At 64.7% G+C, this 14,574-nt stretch carries 16 protein-coding genes; 7 read left to right on the top strand and 9 right to left on the bottom strand.

Annotated features, from left to right (window positions below; translation table 11 throughout):
• Position 1 precedes the first annotated feature (1 nt).
• Entirely contained in the window at positions 2–757 is a 756-nt protein-coding gene (locus ACY65G_RS10685) for an SGNH/GDSL hydrolase family protein (RefSeq protein WP_464997335.1), read from the bottom strand.
• Between the two features lie 118 nt (positions 758–875).
• Between ACY65G_RS10685 and maiA the strand changes: the two genes are divergently transcribed.
• The 3 genes from maiA (at position 876) to ACY65G_RS10670 (ending at position 3,669) form a co-directional block, all read left to right on the top strand.
• Entirely contained in the window at positions 876–1,529 is a 654-nt protein-coding gene (maiA, locus tag ACY65G_RS10680; RefSeq protein WP_464997334.1) for a maleylacetoacetate isomerase, read from the top strand.
• Between the two features lie 150 nt (positions 1,530–1,679).
• Complete coding sequence (locus ACY65G_RS10675) at positions 1,680–2,081, top strand: cupin domain-containing protein (RefSeq protein WP_464997333.1); 402 nt, start codon at positions 1,680–1,682, stop codon at positions 2,079–2,081.
• A gap of 130 nt (positions 2,082–2,211) precedes the next feature.
• Complete coding sequence (locus tag ACY65G_RS10670) at positions 2,212–3,669, top strand: GGDEF domain-containing protein (protein WP_464997332.1); 1,458 nt, start codon at positions 2,212–2,214, stop codon at positions 3,667–3,669.
• Positions 3,670–3,691: 22 nt separating this feature from the next.
• Here the strand turns inward: ACY65G_RS10670 and ACY65G_RS10665 are convergent, their stop codons facing one another.
• From ACY65G_RS10665 to ACY65G_RS10650, 4 genes are all read right to left on the bottom strand, one after another.
• Positions 3,692–4,141, bottom strand: a complete 450-nt coding sequence (locus ACY65G_RS10665; RefSeq protein WP_464997331.1) for a hypothetical protein — start codon at positions 4,139–4,141, stop codon at positions 3,692–3,694.
• 188 nt (positions 4,142–4,329) lie between these two features.
• A complete protein-coding gene (locus tag ACY65G_RS10660; protein ID WP_464997330.1) occupies positions 4,330–4,683 on the bottom strand; it encodes a hypothetical protein in 354 nt (117 codons plus the stop codon).
• 88 nt (positions 4,684–4,771) lie between these two features.
• A complete protein-coding gene (locus ACY65G_RS10655) occupies positions 4,772–5,008 on the bottom strand; it encodes a hypothetical protein (RefSeq protein ID WP_464997329.1) in 237 nt (78 codons plus the stop codon).
• Between the two features lie 3 nt (positions 5,009–5,011).
• A complete protein-coding gene (locus ACY65G_RS10650) occupies positions 5,012–5,248 on the bottom strand; it encodes a hypothetical protein (protein ID WP_464997328.1) in 237 nt (78 codons plus the stop codon).
• 174 nt (positions 5,249–5,422) lie between these two features.
• Here ACY65G_RS10650 and ACY65G_RS10645 point away from each other — a divergent pair, with 174 nt between their 5' ends.
• The 4 genes from ACY65G_RS10645 (at position 5,423) to ACY65G_RS10630 (ending at position 9,817) form a co-directional block, all read left to right on the top strand.
• Entirely contained in the window at positions 5,423–6,157 is a 735-nt protein-coding gene (locus tag ACY65G_RS10645; RefSeq protein WP_464997327.1) for a FadR/GntR family transcriptional regulator, read from the top strand.
• Positions 6,158–6,429: 272 nt separating this feature from the next.
• A complete protein-coding gene (gene kdgD, locus ACY65G_RS10640) occupies positions 6,430–7,341 on the top strand; it encodes a 5-dehydro-4-deoxyglucarate dehydratase (protein WP_464997326.1) in 912 nt (303 codons plus the stop codon).
• Positions 7,342–7,352: 11 nt separating this feature from the next.
• Positions 7,353–8,933: an aldehyde dehydrogenase (NADP(+)) gene (locus ACY65G_RS10635; protein WP_464997325.1), complete on the top strand. Its 1,581-nt coding sequence runs from the start codon at positions 7,353–7,355 to the stop codon at positions 8,931–8,933.
• Positions 8,933–9,817, top strand: a complete 885-nt coding sequence (locus ACY65G_RS10630) for an SMP-30/gluconolactonase/LRE family protein (protein ID WP_464997324.1) — start codon at positions 8,933–8,935, stop codon at positions 9,815–9,817. Before ACY65G_RS10635 ends, ACY65G_RS10630 begins: the two co-directional genes overlap by 1 nt.
• 92 nt (positions 9,818–9,909) lie before the next feature.
• On the opposite strand, the gene ACY65G_RS10625 is transcribed toward ACY65G_RS10630, so the two are convergent.
• From ACY65G_RS10625 to ACY65G_RS10610, 4 genes are all read right to left on the bottom strand, one after another.
• Positions 9,910–10,293 carry a 5-carboxymethyl-2-hydroxymuconate isomerase gene (locus tag ACY65G_RS10625; protein ID WP_464997323.1) on the bottom strand — a complete coding sequence of 128 codons (384 nt, stop codon included), beginning with the start codon at positions 10,291–10,293 and terminating at the stop codon, positions 9,910–9,912.
• A 126-nt stretch (positions 10,294–10,419) separates the two neighbouring features.
• Positions 10,420–11,412 (bottom strand): LacI family DNA-binding transcriptional regulator, encoded by a 993-nt coding sequence (locus tag ACY65G_RS10620; protein WP_464997322.1) that lies wholly within the window; start codon positions 11,410–11,412, stop codon positions 10,420–10,422.
• Positions 11,413–11,667: 255 nt separating this feature from the next.
• Positions 11,668–12,858 carry an aldose epimerase family protein gene (locus ACY65G_RS10615; protein WP_464997321.1) on the bottom strand — a complete coding sequence of 397 codons (1,191 nt, stop codon included), beginning with the start codon at positions 12,856–12,858 and terminating at the stop codon, positions 11,668–11,670.
• 10 nt (positions 12,859–12,868) lie between these two features.
• Positions 12,869–14,272 carry an MFS transporter gene (locus ACY65G_RS10610; protein ID WP_464997320.1) on the bottom strand — a complete coding sequence of 468 codons (1,404 nt, stop codon included), beginning with the start codon at positions 14,270–14,272 and terminating at the stop codon, positions 12,869–12,871.
• Between the last annotated feature and the right edge of the window lie 302 nt (positions 14,273–14,574).

Below are 14,574 nucleotides of genomic sequence, written 5' to 3'. Positions count from 1 at the left end.
ATCACGGAACGTCTTGCGGCTCTCCTTCCCCGGCGCCAAAGACAACCGTTCGCGCGGCCGAAAAGTCATGCCCGAGTACCAGTGCCGCAATCCCCGCAGCGATTTTCCGCCCGCCTTCGGACGACGGTTCGATCGGCGACGATGCAGCGTAATCGCCTGGCGCCGGGCAGACCAGGCGCAGGTCGAGCACCGGGATGCGACGCATGACGGCTTCACGCAGGATCACATCGTTGAACAGCGACAGCGCGCCGCGCAATCCCGGTGACAGTCCGGGCACCTGGTCATAGATGGTCGACACGGCGAACGGAATACCGCAGGCCGATACGAGATCGAGCATCGCACGGTAATCGCGCCGGAAGCCTGCCTGCCAGGCCGCGAGCAACTCGGCGGCTTCCAGCACCGAGGCCGCGGGGGTTTGCATCGCACCGACCAGGCCCAGGACGTCGTTGCCGCCGCAACTGATCATCAGGTGGGTCGGGGCCTGGCGCAGGGCGGGAATTCGCCCGACTTGTGCCCCCATGTCCGCCAGCACGCTGCCGTCCCGCGCGCCCAGCGCGACCTCATGCCCGGCACCGAGCCGGCGCCGCAATTGCTCGACAACCTGCATGCCTTCGGGAACATACGACCCGTTGTCGAAAATCGAATCTCCCAGCAATACGACGTGTGCCATGACCGCGACCTTGTTCGTGAAAACACGATATTGCCATCGTGGAGCGGCAGGCCACGCCACGTTGCGATCTTTTGCCGGCGGCGCCATCCACAATCGCATCCACAACCGCATTCACAATATAAATACAGTCCATTTCCGCATTCATATCGCTAAATCCGCGCCACTGCCGTACATTGGCATCCGCCACGACGAACCGGAAACCGCCATGAAACTGCATACCTACTTCCGCAGCTCCGCCGCCTATCGCGTGCGCATCGCGCTGAACCTGAAAGGCATCGATGCCGAGCTGGTACCCGTACATCTGCTGAAGGACGGCGGCGAGCAGTTCGCTGCGGCGTACGACGCGCTCAATCCCCAGCACCTGGTGCCGCTGCTCGAAGACGATGGCCTGGTACTGCCGCAGTCACTGGCGATCATCGAATACCTGGACGAAACCCATCCGCAGCCACCCTTGCTGCCGCCCGATGCGCGCGGCCGGGCCCGCGTGCGCGCACTGTCGCAGGCGATCGCGTGCGACATCCACCCGATCGACAACCTGCGCGTGCTGAAATACCTGAGCGGCACGCTGGGCGTGACGCCCGAGCAGAAAAACGCGTGGTACCGGCACTGGGTGGCATTGGGGCTCGAAGCACTGGAACGCCAGGTCGCCGGTGCTGCCGGTACCGGCCTGTTCTGCCACGGCGACACCCCCACGATGGCGGACTGCTGCCTGGTGCCACAACTGTACAACGCCCGCCGTTTCGACTGCGACCTGGCGCCGTATCCAACGCTCATAGCCATTGCCCGGCGTTGTGAGGCGCTGCCGGCATTTGTCGCTGCGAGCCCCGAAAAGCAGACCGATGCCCATGAAAGCCGCTGAACGGCACGATCCTGGCGGATCGATTTGTACCGGCATGTATCCGCCGCCCCGCAGGACAACTTTGCGGCCCGGCCGGATACATGCCGACGTTTCCCCTACACATGGCCGTGGCCTACTGTGACTACTCCATCAATCACACAGGAAACCGCCATGAAAACCCTTCGCCTCCACATCGCCGCCACCGCCCTGCTCTTCGCCGCTTCGCTGTCCATGGGTGCCCATGCCCAGGTGGCGGGCCTGGGCCGCGTCGACCTGCTGAAGGAAAACCTCACCGTGCCCGGCAAGGAACTGGTGCAGGTGCGGGTCGACTTCGCACCCGGCGTCAAGGCGCCCCGCCACTCGCACCCCGGCGAGGAAGTCGCCTTCGTACTGGAGGGCACGCTGGAGTACCGGATCGATGGCCAGCCGCCCGTCACGCTGACGGCGGGGCAAACGCTGTTCATCCCGGCCGGCGCCGTGCACTCGGCGCACAATGTGGGCGATGGTGAATCGAAGGAACTGGCCACGTATATCGTGGAGAAGGACAAGCCGCTCGTGAAGCTGGCGAAATGACGGTGCCCAGGCCCGATGGTACCCATCCGTGGCGCCGCGATCGGCGGCTTCTTGCTATGAATGCCCTGACGGCCTGCCGCCCGGCGGACCGCGACCGGCCGCTTTGCCGGGTCAGCATGGGAGGAAACGCATGAGCTTTGACCGGTCCGCCGCCAACGGCCGGGCCCGCGCCGACTTCGACCTGAAGGATGCCCTCATGGTCGGCGTGATCGTGTATGCCTGCTCGATCGTCGGCATCTATACCGCGGTCCCCGGCGTGCTCGCGGCGTTCTGGCCGGCCAATGCGGTACTGGTCGGCCTGTTGCTTCGGCGCGCCCATCCCCCCGGCGTGGCGCACTGGATCGCGGCGATCGCCGGCTATGTACTGGCCGACCTGACCATGGCGCACAGCTGGCCGAAGACCATCATGCTCGTCTTGACCAATTTCGCCGGCATTTCGGTCTGCTACCTGCTGTTCAGGCGCATGAGCGCCGATTACCTGGGCTTGCGCCATCCGCGCTCGATGCTGGCCTTCGTGCTGGTGGTCACGGCCGGTGCCGCGGCGGCCGGCGTGAGCGGCATCTTCATCCACCCTGTCCTGTTCGGCGGCACGCCGCTGAACGGCTTTGCGTTCTGGTTCACCACGGAACTGGTCAGTTACATCGCCATGCTGCCCGTGATGCTGACCATGCCCAGGCTGTCGCACCCGCTTGCCTGGCGCAAGCGCCGCAGCGACTGGCCGGGCTGGCGCGTCGAGCAACTGGCACCGCTCGGCGCATTCATCGGCAGCCTGTGGCTGGGTACCGTGCTGGGCGGCCCCGGGGTCGTTCCCTACCCCGTTCCGGCGCTGCTCTGGTGCGCGCTGACCTACAGCCTGTTTGCCACGGCCGGCATCACGTTTGCTTTTTCGGTGTGGACACTGCTGGCGATTTCCAGCGGCACGCTGGTGATCGGCGCCAGCGTCGACAGCCCGCAGGCGATCATGTCGCTGCGCGTGGGCGTGATCCTGACGGCGCTGGCGCCGCTGACGGTCGCCAGCGTGATGATGGCGCGCAACGAGCTGCTGGCGCGGCTGAAGCATGCGGCTTCGCACGATCCGCTGACCCATGTGCTCAACCGGGGCGGCTTCCTGGCCGGCGCGCAGGCCTTGCTGGCGGCGCCCGTGCGGCTGAAAGCGCCGTCGGCCGTGGTGCTGATGATGGATATCGATTTCTTCAAGAAGGTCAACGACACATATGGCCATGCTGCAGGCGACGAGGTGCTGACCGGCTTTGCGCGCCTCGTGGAAGGCTGCCTGCGCAAGGGCGATTTGCTGGGCCGCCTCGGGGGCGAAGAGTTTGCCGTGCTGCTGCCGGAATGCGGCCTGCACGATGGCCTCGCCATTGCGCAGCGCGTATGCGACACCTTCGCCGCCCAGCCGATCAGGCTGGTGGACGGCACGCAATTGCACGCTACCGTCAGCATTGGCGTGGCGCACTGGAACGAGCCGGGAACGCCGGTCGAAACGATCCTCACGGCGGCCGACGTGGCACTCTACGATGCCAAGCGCGCTGGCCGCAACAGGGTCGTGGCCAGCGGAGCGCCCGCGATGGGCAAAGTCTCGGGCTGATCCAGCCGCGCCGGATGCAGGTTCACGCCTGCTGTGCGCGGCGCTCCCGGATCAGCGCATAACCGGCTTCCCGGTCCGGCAGCACGCCGGCATGCACGAGCCTTGCCACGATGCCGCCATCGGTGCGCCCCAGGTGCGCGGCAATTTCGCCGATCGGCTTGCCGGCCTCGAACTGCCGGAGCAACGTGTCGGCATCGTCGGCGGACCATTTCTTGCCCGCGTTCGGCAGCACCGTGCCGTTGCGGATCACCGGCCCACGGCGCGCCGGGCGGGCAGGTTCCGCAACCAGCACGCCCTGCAAGGCATTGCGCGCGATGAACAATGCGCGAATGATTTCGGGCGCCGTGCACGCGTCGCCTTCGCGCAGCAGCTCGCCGGTTCGCGGGTCGGTGCCCAACGCCAGCTGCTCGAGGAGGATGGCTGCCTGTTCCGGGGTCATGATATGCCTTTCGCTCAGCGTTTGACGGTTCATGGTAGCTGCCGGAGGCGCGGCTGCGGGCGCTTCGGCGACCGCCGCTGGTGCTCCTCAACCGCAAACGACATCAGCGGAACCAGTGTTCAAGGCGGGCTGGTCATTACGTGGCATCGGTGTGCGAGGCCCGTCCGGCATCGGGCCCGACATGGCATGAACCTGCATGAACCTGCGTGAACGGCTGCGGGTCAACGGTCCTTGTAAGACGCGGCGCGCAGCGTATCGGGCCGTGGATCGGGCGGACTGGTATCGATCTCGCACAGCCACGACTGCGCGTATTCGACCGTTTCACCATGGCGGTTGCGGATGCGCTCGAAGCCAGTAAGCGTAAAACGGTTATCGCCGCACCACAGGATGCGGGGATCGATCAGGGTTTCGCGGATCACCTGGGAATCGTGTGCCATCAACCGCGCCAGCTTGACGGGGCGGCGCAGGCCCTGGTCGTCCGTGTCGAGGATGCGCAAGTCGCCGAAACGCGGCGCGGCCCGGTCTCCCAGAACACGGCTGGGAAGCGACACACCCCCCATCCGCAATTTGACCATTTTTATTCTCATGCTTACCCACCAGAAACATACTGTGTTTTTATACAGTATATCAGCAGCGGGAAGGCATGCCGTTATTTTGGCATCCCTACCGGGGCAGCACCGTTCCGCCCCCGAGCCGTTGCACTTCCTCGACGGCTTTCTGCGCATTTTCCTTCGACAGGATCACACGCTTGCCGTCGCGGTCGGCATTCTTGCGGGGAATGAGGCTGCCGGTCGGCGTGTATGCATCTTCGAATACGGGTTCCTCGCCGGCCGGCCCGGGCGCGGTGCATGCGGACAACCAGGCAGACAAGAGCGCGGCGGCGAGGCAGGCGGATTTCACGTGTCAGTTCCGGCCGCTACCTGCCGCATTGTTCATGGACTGGGCGTCGTGCAGCATCTTGCCGGCATCGTCGCGCGACAGCACGAGGGTCTTGCCGTCCTTGTCCACCTTCTTGCGCGGGATATTGCTGCCGGTAGGCACGTAGCTGGTGTCTTCACTGAACGTATTGACCTGGTCTCCCGGAGCGGGAGCGGCGCAAGCGACCAGCAGGAAAGGAATGGTCAGGATGGCATATCGCATGAAGTCCTCCATGTAATCGAGTGTTCCAGCGTAGCACTGCTTTCCACGCCTGTGCCGGCCTGACATGCATAAAAGACAATTTCGCGACAATTGAAGATGAGTTGTAAAGTCATCATACAACCCGGCGGAGCGGGGTAGCGTGCTGGTATAATCGACCTCTTCCCGAGGACACTCATGCGCATGACCGACACCGCCACCCATCCCGCCGCGCCGAAAAAGCGCCACCGCAACCTTGCCCAGGGCGTGGTCGAAAGCATTGGCACGAGCATCCGGGAAGGCGTGCTGAAACCCGGCGAAAAATTGCCGACCGAATCCGTGATCATGGAACTGCATGGCGTGAGCCGCACCGTGGTGCGCGAGGCGATTTCGCACCTGCAGGCCGCCGGCCTGGTGGAAACGCGGCACGGCATCGGCACCTTCGTGCTGGAACCGCCGGCACCGGCGCTGCTGATCTCGCCGGATACGATCCGCACGATCGAAGACGTGCTGGCGATCCTTGAACTGCGCATCAGCCTGGAAACGGAATCCGCCTGGCTGGCCGCGGCGCGCCGCACCGACCAGCAGGTGCGCGACATGGGCGAAGCGCTGCAGCGCATCCTGCAGGGCGGCTCGATCGAGGCGGACATGCAATTCCACATGCTGATTGCGCAAGCCACCGGCAACCGCTATTTCGTCGACATCCTCACGCACCTGGGCACCACGATCATCCCGCGCGCACGCCTGAACTCGGCGCAGCTGTCGCACGACGAGCCGTCGGCCTACCTGCAGCGCGTGAACCGCGAACACGAAGACATCTTCCACGCCATCGAACGCCGCGACCCCGAGGGCGCCCGCGCCGCGATGCGCACCCACCTCTCCAACAGCCGCGAACGGCTGCGCAAGGCACAGGAAGAAAGCACCGGCAGCTGAAGTTTCCTGAAAAATGGGGTACGTCCCCATTTTTCAGGAAACATTGCTTGGAAAATGGGGTACGGAAGGAATGCTGGCTTGCAAGCCAGCATCGCTACGCCGACAAGGAGCGCGGCTCCTTGAAATCCCGGCTACGCCCCCGTTTTTGAAGCAACAATCCACGTAGCAAAACGCTTGCCCTGCTTTCGATAAGGTTGTACGATGTCATACAACGATGGCGAGCCATCAGAACCCTTTACCCCGTTGTTCATTTCTTGAGAAGCGAGACACACATGCAACCGTTAGAACTCCAAAAAATCCTGAACCATGGCCTGCTGTCGTTCCCGATCACCGACTTCGATCAGGAAGGCAACTTCCGCGCCGACACGTACGCGAAGCGCCTGGAATGGCTGGCTCCGTACGGCGCCTCGGCCCTGTTCTCGGCTGGCGGCACGGGTGAGTTCTTCTCGCTGACTCCGAATGAATACGGCGACGTCATCAAGACCGCCGTCGACACCTGCCGCGGCGTGGTGCCGATCCTGGCCGGTGCCGGTGGCCCGACCCGCCAGGCGATCGCCTACGCACAGGAAGCGGAAAAGATCGGCGCGCAAGGCATCCTGCTGCTGCCGCACTACCTGACCGAAGCAAGCCAGGATGGCCTGGTGCGCCACGTGGAAGAAGTCTGCAAATCCGTCGATTTCGGCGTGGTCGTGTACAACCGCGGCGCCTGCCGCCTGACCGCCGACTCGCTGGAAAAGCTGGCCGACCGCAACCCTAACCTGATCGGCTTCAAGGACGGCATCGGCGACATCGAACTGATGATGTCGATCTGGCGCCGCCTGGGCGACCGCTTCAGCTACCTGGGCGGCCTGCCGACCGCGGAGATTTATGCCGCTGCGTACAAAGCTCTCGGAGTCCCTGTATACTCGTCGGCTGTCTTCAACTTCATGCCGAAGCTGGCGATGGACTTCTATCACGCTGTCGCCAACGACGACCGCGCGACCCAGAACCGTCTGATCGACGAATTCTTCCTGCCGTACCTGGAAATCCGCAACCGCAAGGCCGGTTACGCCGTGTCGATCGTAAAAGCAGGCGCGAAGATTGCAGGCTACGATGCCGGTCCGGTGCGTGCACCGCTGACCGACCTGACGGAAGAAGAAGTCGCAATGCTGGAAAAACTGATGCGAGCACAAGGCCCGCAGTAAAAGGAGAGCACATGCAGCAGATTAAAGGTGAAATGATCATTGGCCGTTCCGTAGTGAGCGGCAAGGAAGGCTCCGTCAAGGCCATCGATCCGTCTCGCAACGAGCAGATCGAACCGGCTTTCGGCCTGGCTTCCCAGGCCGAGCTGGACCTGGCCTGCAAGCTGGCGGACGAGGCGTTCGATCGCTACCGCGAAACGACGCCGGAACAGCGCGCCAAGTTCCTGGAAACGATCGCTGACCGCATCATGGACCTGGGCTCGACCCTGGTCGAACGTGCGATGCAGGAAACGGGTCTGCCGCAGGCCCGCCTGGAAGGCGAGCGTGGCCGCACCTGCAATCAGCTGCGCCTGTTCGCCAAAGTCGTGCGTGACGGCCGTTACCTGACCGCCACGCTGGACTCCGCGCTGCCGGACCGTGCACCGGCACCGCGCCCGGATATCCGCCTGCGCAAGATCGGCCTGGGCCCGGTTGCCGTGTTCGGCGCCAGCAACTTCCCGCTGGCGTTCTCCGTGGCCGGTGGCGACACCGCTTCGGCGCTGGCGGCAGGTTGCCCGGTCATCGTGAAGGCCCACTCGGCCCACCTGGGTACCTCCGAGCTGGTCGGCAAGGCCGTGCAGCAGGCAGCCATCGAGTGCGACATGCCGGAAGGCGTGTTCTCGATGCTGATCGGTTCCGGCCAGACCATCGGCCAGAATCTGGTAGCGCACCCAGCCATCAAGGCTGTCGGCTTCACCGGTTCCCGCGCAGGTGGCGTGTCGCTGATGAAGACGGCCGCTGCCCGTGAAGAGCCGATCCCTGTGTATGCAGAGATGAGCTCGATCAATCCGGTGTTCATCCTGCCGGGCGCGCTGGCTGCCAACGAAAAGCTGCCGCAGCAATTCGCGGATTCGCTGACGCTGGGCGCCGGCCAGTTCTGCACGAACCCGGGCCTGCTGATCGCTCTCGATTCGCCGGCACTGGACAAATTCCTGGAAGGCGTGAAAGTCGCGCTGGGCGCCAAGGGTGCCGCCACGATGCTGACCCCGGGCATCCACTCCGCCTACAACAAGGGCGTGGCGCAACTGGCCGGTATCGAAGGCGTGAGCCTGGTTGGCCAAGGCAAGACGAGCGAAGTGCCGTGCGGCGCAGTGGCTGCACTGTACGAAACCTCGGGCGAACACTTCCTGGCCAAGCCGGAACTGGAAGGCGAAATCTTTGGCCCGACGTCGCTGCTGATCCGTGCCAAGGACGAAGCTGAACTGGTAGCGGTAGCAGAACACGTCGAAGGCCAGCTGACCGCCGCCGTGCACGCTACCGGCGACGACATCGCGGTTGCCCGCAAGCTGCTGCCGACGCTGGAACGCAAAGCCGGCCGCATCCTGTTCAACGGCTTCGGCACCGGCGTGGAAGTGTCGCACGCCATGGTGCACGGCGGCCCGTTCCCGTCCACTTCGGACAGCCGCTCCACCTCGGTGGGCGCTTCGGCGATCGACCGCTTCCTGCGTCCGGTTTCGTACCAGGACGTGCCGGCCGAGCTGCTGCCGGCCGCACTGGACAGCGCGAACTCGCTGGGCATCCCGCGCGTCGTCGATGGCGAGCTGGTGCTGAAGTAATGGCAAACCCGTCGATCGAACGCATCGACGGCGTGCATTGCGCGACGGGCGAAAGCCCGGCGTGGGATGCCGCCGCCCGGGCGTGGTACTGGGTCGACATTCCCGCGAAACGCGTCTGGCGGCTCGCTGCCGCCGGCAAGGCACGCTCGTGGGACCTGCCCGAGATGGCCGGCTGTGTGGCACCCCGTGCCCGTGGCGGCCTGATCGCCGGCATGGAAACGGGGATGTATGACGTCGACCTGTTCGACAATGGCACCGTGGCGACCACGTTGCTGGGCAAGCCGGCCGATCTCGGCGCCGGCATGCGCTTCAACGATGGCCGCACCGACCGCCAGGGCCGTTTCTGGAGCGGCACCATGTTCATGGACATGGCTGCCGCGAAAGACATCGGGCAGTTGTACCGCTACGATGGCAACGGCCTGTCGCAACCTGTCGTGTCCGGGCTGTTCACGCAGAACGGCCTGTCATGGTCGCCCGATGGCAAGACGATGTACCTGTCCGATTCGCATCCGAAGAGCCGCCTGATCTGGGCCTTCGATTACGACATCGAAACGGGCACACCGTCGAACCGCCGCGTGTTCGCGAACCTGGCCGACCACGTGGGCCGTCCCGATGGCGCCGTGGTCGATGCCGATGGCTGCTACTGGATCTGCGCCAATGACGCCGGCGCCCTGCTCCGCTTTACGCCTTCGGGCAAGCTGGACCGCCGCATCGACGTGCCGTTCGCGAAACCGTCGATGTGCACGTTCGGCGGCGCCGATTTGCGGACCATGATCGTGACTTCGATCGTTTCCGGCAAGCCGGAAGATGCGGAATGGGGCGGCAGTGTCATTCTGCTGAACCCTGGTGTGCAAGGGTTGGCGGACGCTACCTGCGCGTTCTGATTTAATCGAGCAATATTGTTGTCACGGCTGAGCCCGTGTCCCCGTGCCTGGCACGGGGACACGGGCTCTTCTATTTATGGACACCGGTTTTGCTAAGCCGACGCCCACTTCCCTTCATACACGGGCCGCCCTTCGTCGAACTGCAACGTGGCGCGAATGGAACGCAGTCCGGTGACGGGTGCCAGCGTGCAGTCGAGCTGGGCCAGCAGCGCCTTGCCGACCGCGTCGAGCAACGGCTGCGGCCGGCCGGGGGCGATGCGCAGCAGCAGGTAGAGGAAGGCGCGGTCGGGAGCGCCGTCGGCCACCGCCGCATAGGGCGCCGGATACGCCAGCACGCGCGTGCCGGTCAGCGGGAAAACGGAGTTGCCCGTGTCGTCCTGGAACTGCGTCAGGGTACGGCACAGCACGTTGCACAGCGACTGCATGTCGACGTGGCCGTCGAGGTTGCCGGTGTATTCGATTCTCAGGTGGGGCATGTCGCGGGTTTTCTGGTCAGGTAGGCCATCGTAATCGGTTCTTCACCGGAGCACATAAGCCCGGCGATATACCGTAGAAAACGGTTACTGTAACCCGAGCGGCGTAAGGCGGCAGGCGCCGCCCGCTCAGTTGCGGTTCGCGGTGGAACCGCGCAGGATCAGTTGCGGCTCGATCAGCGTGAACGGCTCCGTGGGCCGGCCGGCGATGGTGTCGAGCAGTTTTTCCATCGCCGCCACGCCCATCCGCTCGCTGTGCAGGTCGACGGTCGTCAGCGGCGGCGACGTGTAGTTGCCGTACACGATATTGTCGACGCCAGCCACGGAGATGTCGGCCGGAATGCGGAAGCCCAGCGTTTGCGCGGCCTTCATGAAGCCCAGCGCCATCAGGTCGTTGTAGCAGACCAGCGCGTCCGGGTGGTCGGCGCCCAGCATCATGTCGGCGCACAGGCGCTCCCCTTCCTGCGCCGACGGCGACGCGGCATCGTACACCGCCAGTTCCAGCCCGTGGGCGGCCAGGCACTCCTTCACGCCGCCCATCCGCTCCTCGTCGCGCCGCGATCTTGAAAAACCCATGTAGGCAAAACGCTTGTGCCCCAGCGTGACGAGGTGGCGCGTCATCATGTAGGCGCCGCGGTGGTCGTCGCTCGCCACCGTAGGCAGCGTCATGCGCGGCAGGCGGCCGAAGAACACCAGCGGTTTGTCGAGGCCGGCCAGCCATTCCAGCTCCGTATCCGGCATGCGCGAAAAGATGATCAGGCCGTCGACACGGCGCGACAGCGCCTCGAGCAGCGCCCGTTCGCGGCCGGGATTCTCTTCCGTATCGACCAGCAGCACCGTGTAGCCGTGTTCCTGCGCCACCCGGTTCGCCCCCTTGACGATGCTGGTGAAATGGGGATTGGTCACGTCCAGTACGGACAGCCCGACGGTTTTCGTCTTCCCCGTGATCATCGATTGCGCCAGGGGGTTCGACCGGTAGCCCATCTCGCCGATCACCTGGGCAATGCGCTCTTCCACGGCCGGCGAAAAGCGCTGCGTGCCATTGATGAACTTGGAAATGGTGGCGGTCGAGACGCCGGCGGCGGCCGCCACGTCGCGGATGGTCGGGATGGTTTTTTTCATGATCGGATCGGCCAGGGGTGCCGGTGATCTTAACCCGGCGGCCGACGGGAAGGCAATCGCCGGGGCTGGTTTTGTAAAACGTTTAACCTGGATTTACGTCGTGATGGGCCAGATCGGAGGAAAACCGGTGGCGGAGCAGGGATTTCGAGAAGCATGCTTCTCGCCTGCATAGCGGAGAAGGCCTGCAGGCCTTCTCTCCTTCCTGACACCATTTCTGGGAGATTCACCCAGAAAATGGTGTCAGACACCGCTGCCTCATGGGCTGGTGGCCGGCATGCAGGTGCCAGGCGCGGCGCCGGGTGGCAGCGCCGAGAAGCGGAACGTCGTCACCGCCTTGAATTCCTGGCCCGGGTACAGCGCCGTGGTCGGGAACGATGGCTGGTTCGGGCTGTCCGGCAGGTGCTGCGTTTCGAACGCGAAGCCGTCGTGCTGCTGGTAGGGCCGGCCGCTGCTGCCGCGCTCCGTGCCGTTGAACCCGTTGCCGGTGTAGAACTGCGCCGACGGTTCGCTGGTGAAGACTTCCATGCGCCGGCCGCTGGCCGTGTCGTCGATGATGGCCACGCGCGCAAGCTGGCCGGGCGGCTGGCCGAATACATAGCTGTGGTCGAAGCCGCGCGGCGGTGCCAGCGTGCCCGCCGGTTTGGCCAGCAGCGGCGTGATATCGGTTGGCCGGCGCAGGTCCAGCGGCGTGCCGGCCACCGGTGCCAGCTCGCCGGTGGGCAGGCGATCGTCGTCCGTTACCGCGTAGCGTTCGGCGGCGATGCAGAACCGGTGCGTCTGCAGCCCGCCACTGCCGGCGCCGGCCAGGTTGAAGTAGCCGTGGTTGGTGAGATTGAGGACCGTGGGCTTGTCGGTACGCGCCGCGTACTCGATCGAGAATTCGTCGCTCGCCCGCTGCAGCCGGTAGGTGACGTCGATCGTCAGCGTGCCGGGAAAGCGCTGGTCGCCATCCGGGCTGACCAGTGTGTAGGTGGAACCGACCGACGCCTTGTCGGCGAAATCGCGGCGTTTCCACACCCGTTTTTCGTAGCCGTCCGGCCCGCCGTGGATGGTCATGCCGCGGGCGTTCGGGATCAGTTCGACCGTCTTGCCGTCGAGCGTATAACGCGCGTTGGCGATGCGGCCGGCATAGCGGCCGATAACGGCCGCATGCTTGGTTTTCGACCGTTCGTAGGTGGCCAGATCGGGCTGGTCGAGGATCACATTGGCGCGCCGGCCGGCGCGGTCCGCCACGGTGGCGGCGGTGATCGTGGCACCATAGTCGATGTAGGACAGCGTCATGCCGCGGTCGTTCATCAGCGTGACCTGTTCGATGGGCTGGCCCGTGGCCAGAACGCCGAAGGGCCGCACGGCGATACCCTGATGGGTACCGGTGCGGCCCTCGGCGGCCGCCGCGCTGGTCAATACCAGCGCCAGCGCGGCCGTCGTGATGGAGGAATGGATCATGGGGCAGGAATCACAGGTCCGTGATTTCCTTGTGGTGCGGTACCAGGGCCTTCATCAGGAACCAGGCCAGCAGGTAAGCCACGGCGCACAGCGTGAACATGATCATGTAGCCGGTGGACAGGCTGCCCTGCGCACCGTAGTAGTCGAACAGCCAGCCGCCCAGCTTCGACACGGCCACGCCGCCCAAGCCGCCGGCCATGCCGCCGATGCCGACCACGGAAGCGACGGTACGCTGCGGGAACATGTCGGACACGGTGGTGAACAGGTTGGCCGACCATGCCTGGTGGGCCGAGGCGCCGATACCGATCAGGATCACGGGTACCCAGAAGCTGATCGAGCCCAGCGGCTGCGCGGCCAGCACCACGAGCGGGAACAGCGCGATTACCAGCATCGCCTTCATGCGGCCGTCGTACGGCGACATGCCGCGGTTCATGAAGTAGGCGGGGAAGTAGCCGCCGCCGATACTGCCGAACATGGTCATGCTGTACAGCACGGCCAGCGGAACCACGATGTCCGCCGGGCCCATCTGGTATTCCGAGGCCAGGTACTTTGGCAGCCAGAACAGGAAGAACCACCAGATGCCATCGGTCAGGAACTTGCCGCCCGCAAACGCCCACGTCTGGCGGTAGGTCAGCAGCTTGGTCCATGGCACCTTCTTGGCGCCCACGGGCGCCGCCGCGGTGGCACCCGTGCCGGAATCGCTGCGCACATAGGCCAGTTCGGCGGCCGACAGTTTTTTCTCCGGCGAGTCGAACATCAGGTGCCAGAAGATCATCCAGATGAAGCCGATGGCGCCGATCGCGATGAACGCGGCCTGCCAGCCCCAGTAGATGGCGATGACCGGCACCGTCAGCGGTGCCAGGATCGCGCCCACGTTGGCGCCGGAGTTGAAGATGCCGGTGGCAAAGGCGCGTTCCTTCTTCGGGAAGAATTCCGCCGTGGCCTTGATCGCGGCCGGGAAGTTGCCGGCCTCGCCCACCGCCAGCACGGCGCGCGAAATGATGAAGCCGACGATGGAAGCTGGTGCCGCTACCATGCCCAGAGCGCCCATCGCGCTGCCGACCGCGTTGCCCATCGGTACCGCATAGGCATGCAGGATCGCGCCGCCGGACCAGATGGCGATCGCCCACATATAGGCTTTCTTGGTGCCGAGTTTGTCGACGATCGGGCCGGCAAACACCATCGACAGCGCATACACGAACTGGAACGCGGCGGTGATGTTGGCGTAGTCCGAGTTGGACCAGTTGAATTCCTTCGAGAGCTGCGGCGCCAGCAAGGACAGCACCTGGCGGTCGAGATAGTTGACGGTCGTGGCAAAGAACAGCAGCGCGCAGATGGTCCACCGGTACTTACCGGCGGGTGCTACGGCGCGCTGGCCAGCGCCTTGCTGGCTTACGGGCTCGTTCAGCTTCATAGGGATCACTTGTGTAGGTTATCGTTTGATCTCTCTCGGTCTCCAGCGAGATCAGCAGCAGCACCAGGCGCGGGGCCATAGTTGTATGTCATCGTACAACCTAACAGGGCGTTAAGCAAGCAAAAATCCCGGCCTTTCGATCACTGGCCTGACCAGTTTTCGTCGCCGCTTTTTGCAGCCGGATACGCGGGCACGTGGCTTCGGGCACCGCATGCCGGCACCACGGCGTGGCAATAAGCTATTCATTCCGATACCAATCAGACAACCGTGTCGCAACCCTGCAACGACAAGGCTGGGAGCGC

This window comes from Pseudoduganella sp. jia 12 (assembly GCF_055502675.1).
Note: the sequence above shows the minus strand (reverse complement) of the source record. Positions and strands in the feature narration are given on the sequence as shown.